General features: G+C 66.0%; 22 protein-coding genes and 1 riboswitch. Of the genes, 17 read left to right on the top strand and 5 right to left on the bottom strand.

Annotated elements, in window-relative coordinates; all coding sequences use genetic code 11:
- Nucleotides 1-15: 15 nt before the first annotated feature.
- The 6 genes from ABIR17_RS09925 to ABIR17_RS09900 are packed head-to-tail and all read left to right on the top strand — an operon-like array spanning nucleotide 16 to nucleotide 5,093.
- Nucleotides 16-1,281: an IMP dehydrogenase gene (locus ABIR17_RS09925; RefSeq protein WP_348004212.1), complete on the top strand. Its 1,266-nt coding sequence runs from the start codon at nucleotides 16-18 to the stop codon at nucleotides 1,279-1,281.
- 2 nt (nucleotides 1,282-1,283) lie between these two features.
- Nucleotides 1,284-1,751, top strand: a complete 468-nt coding sequence (locus tag ABIR17_RS09920; RefSeq protein WP_348004211.1) for a hypothetical protein — start codon at nucleotides 1,284-1,286, stop codon at nucleotides 1,749-1,751.
- A gap of 37 nt (nucleotides 1,752-1,788) precedes the next feature.
- Nucleotides 1,789-2,025: a hypothetical protein gene (locus ABIR17_RS09915; RefSeq protein ID WP_348004210.1), complete on the top strand. Its 237-nt coding sequence runs from the start codon at nucleotides 1,789-1,791 to the stop codon at nucleotides 2,023-2,025.
- 23 nt (nucleotides 2,026-2,048) lie between these two features.
- On the top strand, nucleotides 2,049-2,621 hold the full coding sequence (locus ABIR17_RS09910; RefSeq protein WP_348004209.1) for an HhH-GPD-type base excision DNA repair protein: 573 nt from the start codon (nucleotides 2,049-2,051) through the stop codon (nucleotides 2,619-2,621).
- 55 nt (nucleotides 2,622-2,676) lie between these two features.
- Nucleotides 2,677-3,999 carry a hemolysin family protein gene (locus tag ABIR17_RS09905; RefSeq protein ID WP_348004208.1) on the top strand — a complete coding sequence of 441 codons (1,323 nt, stop codon included), beginning with the start codon at nucleotides 2,677-2,679 and terminating at the stop codon, nucleotides 3,997-3,999.
- Between the two features lie 29 nt (nucleotides 4,000-4,028).
- Entirely contained in the window at nucleotides 4,029-5,093 is a 1,065-nt protein-coding gene (locus tag ABIR17_RS09900) for a hemolysin family protein (protein WP_348004309.1), read from the top strand.
- Nucleotides 5,094-5,109: 16 nt separating this feature from the next.
- Here ABIR17_RS09900 and ABIR17_RS09895 read toward each other — a convergent pair whose 3' ends face one another.
- Nucleotides 5,110-6,192, bottom strand: coding sequence for an NADH:flavin oxidoreductase/NADH oxidase (locus tag ABIR17_RS09895; RefSeq protein ID WP_348004207.1), 1,083 nt, complete (start codon nucleotides 6,190-6,192; stop codon nucleotides 5,110-5,112).
- Nucleotides 6,193-6,215: 23 nt separating this feature from the next.
- Here ABIR17_RS09895 and ABIR17_RS09890 point away from each other — a divergent pair, with 23 nt between their 5' ends.
- The 4 genes from ABIR17_RS09890 (at nucleotide 6,216) to ABIR17_RS09875 (ending at nucleotide 8,113) form a co-directional block, all read left to right on the top strand.
- The gene (locus ABIR17_RS09890) at nucleotides 6,216-7,040 is read left to right on the top strand and encodes an ADP/ATP-dependent (S)-NAD(P)H-hydrate dehydratase (RefSeq protein WP_348004206.1); all 825 of its coding nucleotides are present in this window, start codon (nucleotides 6,216-6,218) and stop codon (nucleotides 7,038-7,040) included.
- Nucleotides 7,037-7,210, top strand: coding sequence for a hypothetical protein (locus ABIR17_RS09885; RefSeq protein ID WP_348004205.1), 174 nt, complete (start codon nucleotides 7,037-7,039; stop codon nucleotides 7,208-7,210). The genes ABIR17_RS09890 and ABIR17_RS09885 overlap by 4 nt, the downstream gene beginning before the upstream one ends.
- A gap of 51 nt (nucleotides 7,211-7,261) precedes the next feature.
- Nucleotides 7,262-7,738 (top strand): SRPBCC family protein, encoded by a 477-nt coding sequence (locus ABIR17_RS09880; protein WP_348004204.1) that lies wholly within the window; start codon nucleotides 7,262-7,264, stop codon nucleotides 7,736-7,738.
- Nucleotides 7,739-7,801: 63 nt separating this feature from the next.
- A complete protein-coding gene (locus ABIR17_RS09875) occupies nucleotides 7,802-8,113 on the top strand; it encodes a hypothetical protein (protein WP_348004203.1) in 312 nt (103 codons plus the stop codon).
- Here ABIR17_RS09875 and ABIR17_RS09870 read toward each other — a convergent pair.
- The gene (locus tag ABIR17_RS09870; protein ID WP_348004202.1) at nucleotides 8,110-8,601 is read right to left on the bottom strand and encodes an FBP domain-containing protein; all 492 of its coding nucleotides are present in this window, start codon (nucleotides 8,599-8,601) and stop codon (nucleotides 8,110-8,112) included. The genes ABIR17_RS09875 and ABIR17_RS09870 overlap by 4 nt on opposite strands.
- A gap of 71 nt (nucleotides 8,602-8,672) precedes the next feature.
- Here ABIR17_RS09870 and ABIR17_RS09865 point away from each other — a divergent pair, with 71 nt between their 5' ends.
- From ABIR17_RS09865 to ABIR17_RS09855, 3 genes are all read left to right on the top strand, one after another.
- Entirely contained in the window at nucleotides 8,673-9,992 is a 1,320-nt protein-coding gene (locus ABIR17_RS09865) for an MFS transporter (RefSeq protein ID WP_348004308.1), read from the top strand.
- 28 nt (nucleotides 9,993-10,020) lie between these two features.
- Nucleotides 10,021-10,242: a PspC domain-containing protein gene (locus ABIR17_RS09860; protein WP_348004201.1), complete on the top strand. Its 222-nt coding sequence runs from the start codon at nucleotides 10,021-10,023 to the stop codon at nucleotides 10,240-10,242.
- Nucleotides 10,243-10,309: 67 nt separating this feature from the next.
- Complete coding sequence (locus tag ABIR17_RS09855; protein WP_348004200.1) at nucleotides 10,310-10,795, top strand: hypothetical protein; 486 nt, start codon at nucleotides 10,310-10,312, stop codon at nucleotides 10,793-10,795.
- Here ABIR17_RS09855 and ABIR17_RS09850 read toward each other — a convergent pair.
- Complete coding sequence (locus ABIR17_RS09850; protein WP_348004199.1) at nucleotides 10,731-12,095, bottom strand: acyltransferase family protein; 1,365 nt, start codon at nucleotides 12,093-12,095, stop codon at nucleotides 10,731-10,733. The genes ABIR17_RS09855 and ABIR17_RS09850 overlap by 65 nt on opposite strands.
- 183 nt (nucleotides 12,096-12,278) lie before the next feature.
- Between ABIR17_RS09850 and ABIR17_RS09845 the strand changes: the two genes are divergently transcribed.
- Genes ABIR17_RS09845 through ABIR17_RS09830 form a run of 4 tightly spaced genes read left to right on the top strand, consistent with a single transcriptional unit; the run spans nucleotide 12,279 to nucleotide 14,806 of the window.
- Complete coding sequence (locus ABIR17_RS09845; protein WP_348004198.1) at nucleotides 12,279-12,929, top strand: M23 family metallopeptidase; 651 nt, start codon at nucleotides 12,279-12,281, stop codon at nucleotides 12,927-12,929.
- Between the two features lie 9 nt (nucleotides 12,930-12,938).
- A complete protein-coding gene (locus tag ABIR17_RS09840) occupies nucleotides 12,939-13,442 on the top strand; it encodes a GNAT family N-acetyltransferase (protein WP_348004197.1) in 504 nt (167 codons plus the stop codon).
- A 28-nt stretch (nucleotides 13,443-13,470) separates the two neighbouring features.
- Nucleotides 13,471-14,316: a glycosyltransferase family 2 protein gene (locus ABIR17_RS09835; protein WP_348004196.1), complete on the top strand. Its 846-nt coding sequence runs from the start codon at nucleotides 13,471-13,473 to the stop codon at nucleotides 14,314-14,316.
- A gap of 19 nt (nucleotides 14,317-14,335) precedes the next feature.
- Nucleotides 14,336-14,806, top strand: coding sequence for a hypothetical protein (locus tag ABIR17_RS09830; RefSeq protein WP_348004195.1), 471 nt, complete (start codon nucleotides 14,336-14,338; stop codon nucleotides 14,804-14,806).
- Nucleotides 14,807-14,815: 9 nt separating this feature from the next.
- Here the strand turns inward: ABIR17_RS09830 and ABIR17_RS09825 are convergent, their stop codons facing one another.
- On the bottom strand, nucleotides 14,816-15,643 hold the full coding sequence (locus tag ABIR17_RS09825) for a polysaccharide deacetylase family protein (protein ID WP_348004307.1): 828 nt from the start codon (nucleotides 15,641-15,643) through the stop codon (nucleotides 14,816-14,818).
- Nucleotides 15,644-15,838: 195 nt separating this feature from the next.
- On the bottom strand, nucleotides 15,839-16,375 hold the full coding sequence (locus ABIR17_RS09820) for an emopamil-binding family protein (RefSeq protein WP_348004194.1): 537 nt from the start codon (nucleotides 16,373-16,375) through the stop codon (nucleotides 15,839-15,841).
- A 53-nt stretch (nucleotides 16,376-16,428) separates the two neighbouring features.
- Nucleotides 16,429-16,529: riboswitch (TPP riboswitch) on the top strand.
- Nucleotide 16,530 lies beyond the last annotated feature (1 nt).

Raw genomic sequence — 16,530 nt, 5'->3', positions numbered from 1 at the left:
GATAGCGTTGGCGGCATGCGGTTCACCGGTCCCCTTCCTGCCCACGATCTGACGTACTCCGACGTGTTCCTCGTTCCGAGCCGCTCCGGTGTGACGAGCCGACTCGATGTCGACCTCACTCCGGATGACGCAACCGGGGCCACCATCCCGATCGTTTCGGCCAACATGAATTCGGTGACCGGGCCGCGGTTGGCTGCCGCGCTCGCCCGTCGCGGAGGTCTCGGCGTTCTGCCGCAAGACCTCGGTGTCGACGACCTGATCGCCGCGATCTCGTTCGTCAAGCAGCAATCGCCGCTCTGGGATGCCACGGTCGAGGGGCTCCCGTCGGTCACCGCCGAAAACCCTCGCGCCGCGTTCGATGCGCTGGTAGCGGGGGATGTCGATCGCGCCAACGTCGTCGTCGGTGGAGCGGCCGCCGGTTCGGTGACCCGCACCGGCGCCCTCCGCGGCACGATCTACCGTCCTGCCATCGACGCCTCGGGACGACTTCGGGTGGCGGCCGCGGTCGGCATCAACCGCGACGTCGCCGTCCACGCGCAGGCGCTCGCCGACGCGGGAGTCGACGTGCTCGTGCTCGACACCGCACACGGTCACCAGGAGGGGATGCTGCGCGCCCTCACCGCCGTGCGTGAACTCGACCTCGGCATCCCGATCGTGGCCGGCAACATCGTGACCGCCGACGGGGTGCGCGATCTCGTCTCGGCCGGGGCCGGCATTCTGAAAGTCGGCGTCGGACCGGGCGCAATGTGTACGACCCGCATGATGACCGCCGTCGGGCGTCCTCAATTCTCGGCGGTGCTCGAGACGACCTCGGCCGCCCTGGAACTTGGTGCGAAGGTCTGGGCGGATGGCGGGGTGCGCTATCCGCGGGACGTTGCGCTCGCGCTCGCCGCCGGGGCGTCATCGGTGATGGTCGGATCCTGGTTCGCGGGCACCCTCGAGTCCCCGGGCGAGATCGAGACCGACTCCGACGGGCGGGTGTTCAAACAGAGCTGGGGGATGGCATCCACGAAAGCTGTGCACGCCCGGTTCGGTGACCTCGATCCCTACGAACTCGCGCGCAAGGAACTCTTCGCCGAAGGGATCTCGTCGTCGAAGATCTACCTCGACCCGATGCGGCCGTCGGTAGAAGATCTGCTCGACATGATCACCTCGGGGGTGCGGTCGTCGTTCACCTACGCCGGCGCGGCCACGGTACCCGAGTTCCACGAGAGGGCGGTTGTCGGTTTCCAGTCTGCGGCCGGGTATGAAGAGGGCAAGGCTCTCCCCGTATCGTGGTGACAGTGGTGACGGTGGGGGCGAGTGCACGCAGCGGCAACGGGCCGACGCTTTCCCGCGAGGGCCCGCAGAGACAGCTTGACCAGCAGTCGCCGCCTGAGTTCTGGGGTCGTCTGGTCGCGGCAGTGTTCGAGTTGCCAGGTGTCGAAGAAGGCCACAGCCAAGTGAGTCCAGCGTCGAGTCGGGCTGTCTTTCTCACCCAGCGCATCGAGGAGTTGTCGCCTGAGCGCTCGCTCGCCCCGGGCGACCGACTCGAGCCGGTGCATCTCCACGGTGTTCACGACACGTCGGTCCATCTCGTTCTGCCGTCTGAACGTGGTGCGGAGCTGGTCCAATTGGGCTGGGCCGTCCCGCATCAGTACGCCGAGTTCGGAACCGAGTTCCTGATCTACGGCCCACGTGATGAAGCGGAACTCGGGATTGTCATCGACATTATTCGCGAGAGCCTGTCGTTCGCCGAAGCGGAGTCTTGACCGACTCCGATTTCCCTCACCGCGTCGATCGTCGGGCGTGTCCTCATTCGAGAAAGGCCCTCCCGGTCACATGGTGACGACATCCCGTCTGGTCTTCGCCGTCGAAATTGTCGACGAGGAAGACCGCGCGATCGCGCAACTCGGCGCCTTCGATACTGAGGAGGCCGCGCAGGAATGCCTCTCCCTCCTCGAAGCCGAGGGACGACACGGGATGCTCGCGATCAACCTCATCGACGTTCACTCGACGGTCACCGACTGGGCCGCCGATCGCTGAGAGTGGCACCGTAAGCTCCTGACATGCCTGAGCTGCACATTACGGGCGACGCCAGCGCCGACACGTTGCTCTCTGACAAGCCGCTCGCGCTGCTGATCGGGATGCTGCTCGACCAGCAGGTTCCGATGGAGACGGCTTTCGCCGGCCCGGCCAAGATCCACGACAGGTTCGGCACCATCGACGCAGCGAAAATCGCGGACGCCGATCCCGAGAAGTTCGCCGCCGTCTTCAAGCAACCACCCGCCGTCCACCGGTTCCCCGGCTCCATGGCTGACCGCACCCAGGCGCTGTGCGCGGCGATCGTCGCCGACTGGGGCGGCAAGGCCGAACGCCTCTGGACCGACGGGCAACCCGATGGGGCCACCATCCTGACCCGCCTCACCGCACTGCCGGGCTTCGGGGAGCAGAAGGCGAAAATCTTCCTCGCACTACTGGGCAAGCAGTACGGGCTGACCGCGACCGTGTGGCAGGATGCCGCGGGCCACTATGGCGACACCGGCAGTTATCGGTCGGTTGCCGATATCGTTGACCCTTCATCCCTCACCAAGGTGCGGGAGTTCAAGAAGGCGGCCAAAGCGGCCGCGAAGGAGACGTAACGCCCGCGATGGACGATCCTCCGTCCCACCGAATCTCGACGATTGACGTCACTCGATGAGTACGGATGTGATCCTGCTGATCGTCGGCCTCGTGCTGACCGTCGGCACCGGCGTGTTCGTGGCGAGCGAGTTCTCGCTGGTCAACCTCGAGCGTTCCGACCTTGAGGCGCGCGAGGAGCGGGGCGAGCGCGGCCTCGGCGCGATCATCCGAGCACTCAAGGTCACCTCGACCCATCTCTCGAGTGCGCAACTCGGCATCACTCTGACCACACTCCTCGCCGGGTTCACCCTCGAACCCGCGCTCTCGTCCCTCCTGACCCCACCCCTCACCGCGATCGGAACTCCGAGCGGTGCCATCGGACCTGTTGCCTACGTGGTCGCGCTGGCGATCGCCACGGTGGTGTCGATGATCATCGGCGAGCTGGTTCCTCAGAATCTCGGTCTCGCGGTGCCGCTGCGTATCGGGAAAATCGTGATCCCGTTCCAGATCGCGTTCACCACGGTGTTCCGACCGTTCGTTCTCGGGCTCAACGGGTCGGCGAACGCCATCTTGCGCGCGATCGGCATCGAGCCGCGCGAAGAGATCTCGGCTGCGCGAACTGCCGACGAACTGGTCAGTCTGGTTCGTCGCTCGGCGCGTGAGGGGGCGCTCAACCAAGGCACAGCGACCCTGCTCGCCCGAACCCTCGCGTTTTCGGAACACACCGCCGCCGACGTCATGACTCCTCGCCCGAAGATCTCGGGCATCTCGCGCACCGACAGCGCGGCCGCCGTCATCGCACTGGCGCGAGCGACCGGGTACTCGCGGTTTCCGGTGTTCGACGAGGACGTCGACGACATCACGGGGCTGGTGCACCTCAAACAGGCTGTCGCAGTGCCCCGCGAACGACGGGCCGACGTGCCCGTCATGGCTCTGCAGTCAGAGGCGCTGCGGGTGCCCGAGACGATGAAATTGGATGTGCTCCTCGCCGAGCTGCGCGGACGTGGATTCCAGATGGCTGTCGTCGTGGACGAGTACGGCGGAACGGCCGGCGTCACGACACTCGAAGACCTCGTCGAAGAACTCGTCGGCGAGGTCTCCGACGAGCACGACAGGTCTCGTGCCGACGTGGTGCGCAGCCGTGACTGGCTCACCTTCCCCGGCGCGCTGCGCCCCGACGAGTTGGCCGATCGCGCCAACGTCGTCGTGCCCGAAGACGGTCCCTACGAAACTGTCGCCGGCTGGATGATGGCCGAGCTCGGGCGGGTTGCTCAAGTGGGCGACACGGTTGATCTCGCGGAAGGCATCTTCCGCGTCGAGCGGATGGACGGCCGTCGCATCGACCGCATCCGCTTCACGCCCCAGGAAGCCGACCCTGCCGCGGGGGTGAAGCCGTGATCGCGTTCACCTCGACCGCGGCCGCCGCCGTGACGGCCGCCGAGACCGCAGGAACGGTCGACGGCTGGGGGATTCTCTGGCTCTTCATCCTGCTCCTCGGCAATGCGTTCTTCGTTGCGGCTTCTTTCGCCGTCATCACCGCGCGCCGCTCTCAGATCGAGCCTCGGGCAGAGAACGGATCCCGCGCCGCGAAGACCGCGCTCTGGGCGATGGAGCACGCGAACCTGATGCTCGCGACCAGCCAGCTCGGGATCACGATCTGTTCGCTGCTGATCCTGAACGTGTCCGAGCCAGCCATCCACCATCTGCTCGAGATCCCCCTGGCCTTGACGCACTGGCCCGAGGAGGTCATCGGCGGAATCGCATTCGGGGTGACGCTCGTGCTGGTGTCGTTCCTGCACGTTGTGTTCGGCGAGATGGTGCCGAAGAACCTCTCCTTCGCGGTGCCCGAACGCGCAGTCCTGATTCTCGCCACCCCCCTGGTCGCCGTCGCGACAGTCTTCCGGCCGATCATCCTGGTGCTCAACGCTGCGGCCCACGGCATCCTGCGGTTGCTGCGCGTTCAGCCGAAGTCGGAAGCAACGAGCGCCTTCACGGCCGACGAGGTGCAGACGATGATCCGTACCTCGACGCGAGAAGGGATGTTCAGCGACACCACCGGTGCCCTGAACAACGCTTTTGAGTTCACCTCGAAGCTGGTTCGGGATGTCGCGGTGCCCAGCGCGCAACTGATCACCCTCCCCGAAGACGGCACCCCGGGCGACGTCGAGCACGCGGTTGCCCAGCACGGTTTCAGCCGGTATGTGCTCATCGATGAAGCGGGCGAACCGACCGGCTACGTGCATCTCAAGGACGTCATCGACCTCCGCGACGACGAACTGGATGTGCCGGTTCCGCCGAAACGGATTCGCCAGTTGATCTCGGTGTACCGCGATGCCGAACTCGAGGATGCCCTCGCCCAGATGCGCCGGTCCGAGGCGCACATCGCGCGGGTGTTCGACGAGCACGGTGTCACGCACGGCGTGCTGTTCCTCGAAGACATCATCGAGACCCTCGTCGGTGAAGTGCAGGATGCCACGCGCCGCGGACGTTAGAGAGCGGCGTTGAGTCTCAGAGCGGGGCGCGCGCCCTGAGGTACTGCGGTGGCCAGTAGTCCAGCTCGACGCCGAGTTCGATCGCAGCGTGCAGGGCAAAGTGCGGATCACGAAGAGCCTCGCGGCCGATCATGACGGCATCCGCCTGACCCGACTCGACGATGTCGGCGGCCTGCCGCGCCTCGGTGATGCGACCCACCGCGTTGACCGGCACCCCGGCCTCGGTGCGAATGTACTGCGCAAACGGCACCTGGTATCCAGGACCTGACGGGATTGTCACCCCGGTCACCAGCCCGCCCGTCGAGATGTCGAACAGGTCGACCCCCGCGTCGCGGCACCATCCCGCGACCACCGCGGTCTGCTGCTCGTCCCAGCCGCCTTCGGCGTAGTCGGTCGCCGAGAACCGCACCAGCACCGGGATGTCGGGCCCGAGTTCTGCAGACACGGCACGCACGATCTCGAGCAGGAAGCGCGCACGATTCTCGAGAGATCCGCCGTACGAATCGGTGCGGTGATTCGAGAGGGGCGACAAGAACTGGTGCACGAGGTAGCCGTGCGCGGCATGGATCTCGACGAGATCGAAGCCCGCGTCAATCGCTCGGCGAGCTCCGGCGGCGAACGCAGCCACGACATCCTGAATCTCGTCGGTCGTCATTGCGCGCGGCGGGTCGTAGTCGCCGAACGCGATCGCCGACGCCGACACCGTCGTCCAGCCGCCCTCCGAGATCGGGATCGTTCCGCGCGACGAGGTACCCCACTCTGGGTAGACGGATGCCTTCCGCCCGGCGTGCGCGAGCTGTAGGCCGATCACCGCCCCCTGGGTGTGCGCGAAATCGGTGACCCGCTTCCAGCCCTCTACCTGAGCGTCGTTCCAGATGCCGGTGTCGTGCGGCGAGATGCGCCCTTCGGCAACGACGCCGGTGGCTTCAGCGACGATCAGTCCCGCGCCGCCGCGGGCGAACGACCCGAGGTGCACGAGATGCCAGTCGGTCGGGATGCCGTCCTTCGCTTCGACCGTGTACTGGCACATCGCTGGCACCCAGATGCGGTTGCGGATGTGCACAGCACGAAGTTCAAGCGGATCGAAGAGCGAAGTCACCGCGTCAACCTATCGTTGAACCCGTGAGCCTGCCTGCTGAGTACCACCTGTTCGGTCGCCACGACGCCGCACCCTGTATCGCGATCCCCGACGACGACTCCGACAAGTACTCCCGCGGGGTGCTCGGGTTCGTGACCGGGTCGGCACACTACCCGGGCGCCGCGGTACTCGGGGTCGAAGCCGCTCTGCATACGGGGGTCGGGATGGTGCGCTACCTCGGTCCCGGACGCGCGACGCGTCTCATCCTCCAGCGACGCCCCGAGGCTGTGACGGTCGACGGGCGGGTGCAGGCCTGGGTGCTGGGGTCAGGGCAGGATTCCGCCCAACGTGACGAACTCACCACCCTGGTGCTCGAAAACGCGTTGGCCCAGGTCGTTCCGACAGTTCTGGATGCCGGCGCACTCGACCTCTGGCCGAAGGTCGCCGGGCCGATCGTGATGACGCCCCACGCGGGCGAACTTGCCGCGCTGCTCGAGATGTCCCGAGCCGAGGTCGAGGCCGACCGGGAGGGAGCAGCGGTTCGCGCCGCCGAAGCGTTCGCCGCGACGGTATTGCTGAAGGGAGCGCAGACTTTGGTGGCGTCCGCCGACGGCGCCATCCTGCGGGTTCGCAACGCGACGCCGTGGCTTGCGACGGCTGGCGCGGGCGACGCGCTCGCCGGCATCCTGGGGGCGTTGCTGGCCACCCACTCGGATGCAACCGACCTCGCACCCTACGCGGCGGCGGCGGCCTGGATCCACGGCGAGGCCGCCCGTCGAGCATCGGCCGGGGGACCTTTCACGATCCTCGACCTGTGCGTCGCACTTCCCGCGGTCGTTGCCGATCTCGCCGGTAGCATGAGCGCATGAAGATGTTCGCGTTCCTGGTCTCGATCGTCCTCTTCGTCGGCGGCCTCGCCCTCCTGGGCTACGCCTTCGACCTGCCCGACTGGTGGCGCAGCGTCGCCTTCCTCGGTGGTCTCGGAGCTATCTCGCTCGCCCTGATCCTGCCGTTCCACGTCAACGAGGCTTTCGACTAACTCCTCGTCTCAATCACCCACCCGAAACGCGATCGGCGTCGAATCTCTCCCATGAGAACGCGATCCGCTTCCGCATCTGGGTTTGTCGCGATGGGGATCGAGCGCGCGTTCCCGAATATCACGACCCACGATCCGACCCGGTTCTACCCGAAGGATGGCGTGCTGCCCGCCGTTGTCGCGGTGCGCGACCAGACCGGGGCGTGGGATGCGGTCGGCCAGAGCCGCCAGTTGGTGCTGTCTGACCGAAGCACGGTTATCGAAACGCTGACCGTAGTCAACTCGCCCGACGTGTTCGGCTACCGCTTAACCGACTTCACGGGACTTTTTGGCACGCTGGTCGCCTGGGCGGAATCGGAGTGGCGGTTCACGAGCGTCAACGGAGGCACGTCGATCGTGTGGCGGTACTCCTACACGGCGCGCACCGGATGGGGGCTCGTCGTCGGCGCAATTGTGCGGTTCGCGTGGGCGCCCTACATGCGCAAGGTGCTGCCACCGATCCTGGCGTCCGTCGAGAACCTTCGGGCCTGAATTCACAGAGCACTCCCACCCGTCTTCCCCCGCTCGGGGATACTCTGGCGGCACGGAGGAGCGATGGGAATGAACGAGCGATCGTCGGTTCGCAACACCCCCATTGAGCCTGCCAAGTCGGTCGAAACGTCGGACTGGCTGGCAGAACTCGCCTCCAGTCTCGACCTCGTCACCCGCGTCACGACACGATTGCGGCCCGACGGGCTGATCGAGGTCGTCGTCTCCGGACTCGTGGTGGGCTACGTCGAGCACGTCGCACCCATCTTCGTCGCGCTCGCCGGCGACCGTCCCGGAGTCGCGATCGAGGTTGCGCAGCGACGTACTCTGCGCGCCGCGGTTGACGCGCTGCGTTCGCACAGCGACGGTCGGGCTTAGGCCGACGCGAGCACGCGTTCGGCGAATGCGTCGACCCGGGCGATGAGTCCCGCCGCGCGTTCGGCAACAACCTGCGCGGCATCGGGTTGCCCGGCAAACGAGGGCGGCGCGATGCGGATCAGCAGCGAGCAGGCCAGGTCGGCGCAGATATAGGTGCCAACGCTGTTTCCGGCACGACCCGCATCCCCCGCGCGAGAGGCGCTGAACATGGTGACTTGACTGGCGGGTTGGGTGGTCGTGCACATCGAACAGATCGCCGATCCGGGTCGCAGCCGTACCTCCGATGCGCGCACCGCGATGCCGATCGCCACCTCCCCGCGCCAGAAGACGAGGTACCCGCGGTGGGGAGCGCCGGGATCGCGCCAGCCGAGGTATTCGCGGTCGGCCCAGACGACCTCGTGCAGTCCCGGCATCGGCATCCGCTCGGCTTCGCCCGGGGCGGCATTGACCAGCGCCGCGCGGATCTCCGCCTCGCTCAGGGCCCTCATTGTGCCGACCAGCCTAACCCTGCGTGTACCGGACGCACCCGGTAGCGTGGCGGCGTGGCTCGGTGGTTCAGATGGCGGTGAGGCTCCCGCGGGCGTTGCATCCGTTCCGAACCCGGCAGTACCGCATCCTGACCACAGCTCTCGTGATCTCGATGCTCGGCGCGGGCACCTGGATCGTCTCGCTGGTCTTTCAGGTGAAGGCCTTGGGTGGGTCCCCGAGCGACCTGTCCTTCGTCGCCGCGCTCAACGCCCTCGGGTTGGTAGCTGCCGTACTCATCGCAGGGGCGGTCGCCGACCGGGTGCCGCAGAAACGCATCCTGATCGTCTGCGAAGCGACCAAGGTTGTCGGCTTCGCGGCGGCGGCGGTGCTCGGCCTCACCGGCACCGTCGAGATCTGGCAGCTCGCCGTCATTTCCCTCGCGCTCGGTATCGTCGACGGTTTCTTCTACCCTGCGTACTCGGCCCTGCTGCCGTCGATCCTGCCCGCCGACGACCTGCTGCCGGCCAACGGGCTGGAAGGCACCCTGCGTCCCGTCGTCGTCCAGGCCGCCGGACCCCTGCTGGCCAGCATCCTGATTGCCGCCTGGTCGCCCGCTCTGGCCTTCGGGGTCGTCGCCTGCGTGCAACTGATCGCCGTCGCCGCGCTGCTGTTCCTGCATACCACTCCGGTGCGCCGCGATATCAGTGCCGATGCTGGACAGCACCCGGTGGCGGCTCTCCTCGTCGATATCCGCGACGGGATGTCGTACATGGTGCGCACCCCCTGGTTGTTTGGAACCCTGCTGTTCGCCTGCCTCTGGGTGCTCGTCGTGCTGGGGCCGATTGAAGTTTTGCTGCCCTTCGCCGTCACCGGACAGACGGGCGGAGGTGCGGGTGCTTACGCGATCGTGCTCGCCGCATATGGCGCGGGCGGCGCGATCGCATCCCTCATCGTCGCGTCGAACAAGTTGCCGCGTCGGTATCTCACGACGATGAATGTGGCATGGGGTCTCTCGACGTTGCCGCTCGTCGTGATCGGCATCACGAACCAGCTATGGCTGATGGCCGCACTGCTGTTTGTGGTCGGGGCCGGTTTCGCGGTCGGCGGCGTGATCTGGGGAACCCTGCTGCAACGACGCGTTCCGCCCGCGATGCTCGGCCGGGTCTCGAGTCTCGACTTCTTCGTGTCGCTCGCGCTGATGCCGGTCTCGATGGCCATCGCCGGGCCGATCGGCGAGGCCATCGGGTTCGAATGGGCGTTCCTTGCCGCGGGCGTCATCCCTGCGGTACTCGCGGTCGTGACGATCGTGGCATTCCGGATGCGACGCGACGAGATCGCGAATCCGCTCGAACCGACGAGCCCACTCCAAACAGTTGGCGCCGTCGAATCGGGGGATAGCCCCCTGTCGTAGCTAGCCCGTTCACCGCAGGCTAAGTGACATGAGTGAACTTCGTCGTCCCCGTTCAGGTCGCGTCCTCGGTGGCGTGTGCGCCGCCCTTGCCCAGCGTTTTGGGTGGGATGTCACCCTCGTCCGCGTGCTCGCGGTCGCCTCGATCCTGCTCCCCGGCCCGCAGGTGATCTTCTACCTGGTCGCCTGGCTCGTCATCCCGACCGAGTCGTCGGTCGTGACTGTCCCGACGTCGACACCGATGGCAGGCTGATCCTCAGGAGTGCTTCAGCAGCCGTTCAGATGCCGCGCTTACTGTCGAAGACGGAGGTTCTTCGATCATGGGTTTTCTGGATCGGCTGTTCGGGACGCAACAGGATGATGTTTCCGTTGCGCCGCGCCGCCGTTCTGTGACCGACGACGAGCGCGTCGTGCAGCGCTACCGATACCTCCTGCGCACCGCACCCTCCGAGACCATCGAGCAGGTGCACGCCCAGGCGTTCGGCAATCTCAGCGACACCCAGCGTGCGCAGATCTACGAGGAGTTGAGCCGGGGAACGGGCACCGGCGAGCGGCCGCTCTCCAGTGAGCCCGCCACGCTGGCTCGTGCCGCAAGCCGTGCCGAATCGCGCATTCCGGGGAGCCTCGAGCGCATCCTCGCGGGCCCGACTTTTAGCACGAGCACCGGTTCGAGCACCGGCACCGGTGTCGTCAGCCCCCTGTTGGTTGAGGTCGCTGAGTACGTCGTCGGCTCAGCGCTGGTCAGCGCGTTTCTGCCGTGGGACGCGGCGTACGACCAGGCGTCGTCGCGGCATCCCGAGCGGTAACCGTTTCTGACCCACCCCAGCGCTGTGGCCATCGGCCCAAAAGCAGGATGGCGACCGAGAACATTCCGGCGCCGAGGATCGCCAGCCACAACTGCAAGAAGAGCACGGTCACGAGGAACGCCGGCACGAAGGTCAGCACCGCCGCCACGGCGACGACCACGATCGGCGGTGTCGGCCCCAGTTCCCGCGGCTGCTCCCAACGGCCCACGAGGAACGACAGCGCGAACAGGGCCGCGAGCACGATCAGGTAGACCAGAATCCGCGACCACCACCACGCCGGGCTCGCCGGCTCCGGGCTGGCACCGGGGATGAGCAGAGCGACGCCCGCGATCATGATGATGATCGGCAGGTGCCACAGGTAGATCGTCATCAGCCGGCTGCCCGCCAGGAACACCACGGCGCGCGCTCCCCGCGTCGACATCAACTTCGCCAGTGCCGGTCGCAGAAGGCGCAAGAGACAGGCCTGAGCAAGGGCGAGCAGCACGAGCGGCAGCGTTGGCGGGTTGAGGTTGGTCAGCATGTTGGTGTCGTACGGGCCGAGGAAGACGATCGGAACGAGCGCGGCGTAGCAAACGATCGGGATCAGGACCAACTGCCACCAGCGTCTGCGGGCGAACCAGCCGTCGGCGTACCAAAAACCGATCTGTTGAACGAGCAGCCAGACGAAGAACATGTTGAAGTACCCGAGTACCGGGATGGCGGTGCTGAATTGGACAGCATCCACGACGATCACGCCAACGAGCAGCACGACAAGCGTTGGCACCGCGGCGCGGGTGTGGAAGCGCACCATGACGGGCACAAACGCCTGGCAGAGGACGTAGGCGGCGACGAACCAGAGCGGCGACCCGGCGCCCATGACAACCGAACCGAGCAGTGCCGGGTCAATCCCGATGATCGTCGCCGCGCCAATCACGACGACGTAAAAGATGAACAGGGGAAGGGTCGGCTGCGCGAGCCGCAGCACGCGCGCCTTCACGTAATCCGCCGCGGTTCCCCCACGACGAACGCTGCTGCGCCAAGCCGTGATGCTCGCGAACCCGCCTACCACGAAAAACAGCGGCATGATCTGGCCGAACCAGGTCGCGGCGGCGAACCACGGTTGCAGTTCGAGAGGCCGAGAAATGACCAGTTGGCCGTCGGCTGAGAAGCCGACCCCGATGAACAGCAGGTGGATGACGACGACCAAGAGCACGCAGAAAACCCGTGCCAGGTCGAGGGTCAGGTCACGCTTGGAGAGATCAATCGACGAGGCTGTTGTGGCAGCGGATTGGGAGCTCGGCGTAGCTGACGACGTTGGCACCCGACCACTCTAGGGCGGCGTCGCGCGACGCTTGCGACCAAACCGCGGTGGGATTCCGCCGCTGGGCTCTGCGCACTTCACCAGGGGTTTGCCAGGACTCGTCCAGGACTGTTTCGCAGAGTGGTTCCTGGCCATCGCGCCCAGCTGTCATCCGATGGCCTTACCCGAAAGTTCTGCTCTGCTATGCCCTCTTTCTCCCGCCGTGCCCTCGTGACCGCAACCGCCACCCTCTGTCTCGCCGGAATCGCCGTCTTCGCAGCGCCCGCCGCAGTCGCCGCGATCCACCAATTCCAACTCGATGCGACCGCGCAGTCGTTCGTCTACGAACCCGTCGTTTCGAGTTCCGCGATGGCCACTTCGGCCGATGCTGTCCAACGTGACGCCTTCGTGATCAGCGAGTTCACCGTCATCCAATGGCCGGTCGACCCGTCGACGCCGATCTCAAGCTACTTCGGCTACCGCTCCTGCGACGGTTGTTCGACCTTCCACACCGGCGTCGACTTCGTTCCTGGCGACGGGCATCCGATCGAGGCGATCGCCGACGGCGTCGTCGTGGGCTCGACGGTGACCGACGGATCGTGGGGCGTGCACGTCACGATCCAGCACGACGTCGATGGAGTGATCTACTTCAGTTCCTACGCCCACATGAGGTCAGGGTCGATGACGCTCGCGCTCGGCGACACCGTCACGCGCGGCGAGGTCATTGGGTTGGTCGGGAGCACCGGTCAGAGCAACGGATCGCATCTGCACTTCACCATTCAGGATGCCGATCGCAACCTGATCGACCCACTCGACTGGATGCAGGCGCACGTCACGCAGGCTTGGGGCGAATAGCCTGGCGGAGTGCCCCCCGCGCTTCGTGCCTTCGTCGATGCCGACCTCCCCGCGCTCGTCGCGATCAACGACGGCGCCTACCCGGCGGTACCGATCACCCCGGCCGACGAACTGGCAGGGCTGATCGCATCCAGCCGTCTGACCCTCGTGGTTGACGATGGCGCGGTCGCCGGCTTCATCGTCGCCCTCGCACCAGGGCTCGACTACGCGAGTGAGAACTACCTCTGGTTCAGTGCGCGGTCGTCCGATTTTCTCTACGTCGACCGGATCGTGCTTGCCCCCCGACTCCAAGGTCAGGGCGTCGGCCCGCGACTCTACGCCGCCGTTGACGACGTCGCCCGCGTTGACGGAGCGACCGAGATCACCTGCGAGGTGAACGTAAGGCCTCCGAACCCCGGGTCGCTGGCGTTCCACACCCGGCTCGGGTTTGTCGAGGTCGGACGGCAGCAGACCAAGGGCGGCACGACCGAGGTTGCCCTGCTTGCCCGTCCGGTCGCGGGTACCCATTCGTGAGCGGCACACGGCGGGATAGGGTGGCGCCATGACCGGTGGACCGACCGTTTCGATCGTCGTTCCTGCCTACAACGAGGAACGCACGATCCGGGCCTGCGTCGTCGCGGCCGTTGAGCAGACAGTTCCCGCTCACGAGATCATCGTGGTCGACAACAAGTCGACCGATTCGACGGTGGCGATGCTGAAAGCGCTTCAGATCGAGTTTCCGGATGCGCCGATCGTCATCCTGCACCAGAACGAAAAACAGGGCATCACCCCCACGCGCAACCTCGGGTTCGACCACGCGACCGGCGACATCATCGGCCGCATCGACTCCGACTCCATCCTCGAACCCGACTGGGTTGAGCAGGTCACCGCGATCTTCCTCGACCCAATCGTGGATGCCGCGACGGGCCCGATGATCTACTACGACATGCCGCTGCGGCGGTTCGGCGCCCGGGCCGACGACAACATGCGTCGCGCGCTGCTGAAGCTGACGCGCGAATATCACTTCGTGTTCGGCAGCAACATGGCAATCAGGGCGACCGCCTGGCGGGACGTCCGCGATTCGACCTGCGCCGACGAGAAAGACGAGATGCACGAGGATGTCGACCTCGGCATCCACCTCTTCGAGTTGGGCCACAAGATCGCCTACGGGTCGAAGATGGTCGCAGGCATGTCGGCCCGTCGACTCGAGGCACCGCCGAAGCAGTACCTGAACTACATCCTTCGGTGGGAGCGCACCTACGACCACCACAAGATCTTCAACCCGGCGCTCCGGGCTCCGATGGTGGTGTTCTCAGCGATCTACCCGGTGCTGCGCGAGGTACGCAAGCAGCATCTGCGGCGGGTCACGAAGGATGGCGGGGTCGGCCCATCCGCCTGGGCCGGGTGAGCACATGAAGGGTGACCAGATGAAGACACTTGCCTATTGGCGCAAGAACTACCTCTTCGGAGTCGCTCGTCCGGCAGCTCTGATCTCGGACGGCACGACTCTGACCTGTCTCGACAACGCGCTGGCTACCGTGTTCAGCGGTCCGCTGTCGTCGGTGACGGTGAAGAAGGGCCTCGGCATCTTCACGGTGTCCGTCGATGGTGAACGGGTTGCATTTTTGACCCCGTCCGGCGGCTCGACCGCTCCTGAGCCGAGCGCAGCGCTGCTCGAGTATCTGCGACAGACTTCGGAGTCTCCTTCGGCCGCAGGGGTCGCCGTGTCGGCGGCTGGCGGAGTGGGCGCCGTGGTCGGCGGGGTTGCGGGCACCGCGCTGGACGCCGTCGCCGGGGCTGCCGACCAAGTCTTCGCGACCGCGAATTACATCAAGGGCACCAAGGCGCTCGGCGCCTTCTTCACGTCGATCGGCGCCTTCGCGCCTAGAGACGTCTGACGAAGGCCGTTAGGGCCTCAGGAACACATCGTCGAAGGTGACCGGCTGAAGGCCGCGATCACGAATCGTCTTCACCAGTTCGTCGAAGTGCCCGAGGATCGTCGGCTGGTTGGCGTGGCCGATCACGATGCGCTGTGCCGTGACCCAGCGGTCGATCAGCATCGACATGTTCTCGTCGGAGATCGGGCCGGAGTCACCAATCGAGCCGTACCAGTGCACGGCCTGCGGGTAACCGGCGGCGCGCGCGGCAGCTAGCACCCGGGCGTCCGCGTTGCCGTACGGCGGGCGGAAGTACGGCGCTGCCTCAACCCCGAAAGTCGTGCGGATGAAATCTCCGCACCGTTCGAGCTGGGAACGGATCTCGCCGTCGCTGATCTTCGTGAAGTCGGGATGGTTCCAGGTGTGGTTCGCCAGCTGGATCTGACCCGACTCGACCATCGGGCGCAGAGCATCCGCGTGGTCCCTCCATGCCGGGTAGCTCGCGGTGACAAAAAAGGTGATGCGCATCCCGGTCGTGCGTGCGAACTCGGCATACGCGCCGACGACGTCGCTGGAGACCCCGTCGTCAACCGTGAACGCGATGAGGTTGCCCTCGCCGGGAAGCCCGTGAATCATCCCGCCCGGGATCGGAATCTTCGTGAGGTGCGGGATCGGAAAATACGCTGGCATCAGCGTCGGTGCTCCTTTCACGTGCGGCACGACCCGAGCATGATCGACGGCGCGGGGAAGCGCGGGTGCCTTCGGCGTTTCCGCGTAGGCGAACCCTCCGCCGACCGCTCCGGCGGCAGCCCCCGCGCTGAGGGCCGCTATTCCGGCAATCAGGGTGCGGCGCTTCATCGCCACGTCCCTAACTCTTGGAAATCGGTGCCCTCGTGCGCAATACGTCGATGAGGGTGCCGATTCCCCAGAGTTACGTCGCCGGAGCCCACGAATTTCACCGCGGGTCTCCGTAGACCGTGGGGAAATGGGTGGTGTCGATGATCGAGGGAGGCCGTTCTTGCGGTGTCGCCCGGGCCTTACCGCGGGACGTCGTCAGAACCTTCTCGTGAAAGGGAGCGGCTTGCGCATCCTGACCAGCAGGAGCAGCGGCACGATCACGTACGGCAGGTTGAACGCCAGGAACTTCACCGGGTTCTGGGTCTGAAATTCAGGCTCGCCGAAGAATTCGACCCCAAAAACGACGATTCCGGTGATTCCCGCAATCATCGTGGCGTAGATGACGGCGGGGAGTTGGATCCGGTTCCAGCCGCGGATCAGCGACGGCACGAGCACGAGGTAGAAGGCCAGGTACACGAAAGCCGACAGACCGGTCACCATGCGCATCCACACCGGCGGATTCATGAAGAGTGGATCGGCGTCGTGGGCGTACCAGTAGTTGGAGTCGACCAAGAAAGATCCGGTGGGGTGCGTGAAGTCGATCCCGACGGTCGGCAGCATGTCCGCGATGCACGAGGTCACGATGAACAGCGTGAAGAAAACCGCGAACACGATGTCGATCGGACGCTGACGCAGGGGGAGGTTCGCAATGGCGGGACGGTGTGCCTCGGCGATGAGGGCGGGCTGACTCACGGCGTCAGCATAGACGCAGCCGGCGGCGCGGCGGGGTTATGCTCGGTGACGAACACGGGAGTCCGGTGTGCCGGGCTGAGAGGAAGCGATCCACGCTTCGACCGTCGAACCTGATCCGGATCATGCCGGCGCAGGGAGGCTATCTCTTCGGCAGC

Source organism: Pseudolysinimonas sp. (assembly GCF_039912695.1).
In the GTDB taxonomy this organism is placed as follows: domain Bacteria; phylum Actinomycetota; class Actinomycetes; order Actinomycetales; family Microbacteriaceae; genus Pseudolysinimonas_A.
The sequence above is the reverse complement of the archived record's forward strand: the minus strand, read 5'-3'. Positions and strand labels throughout refer to the sequence as shown.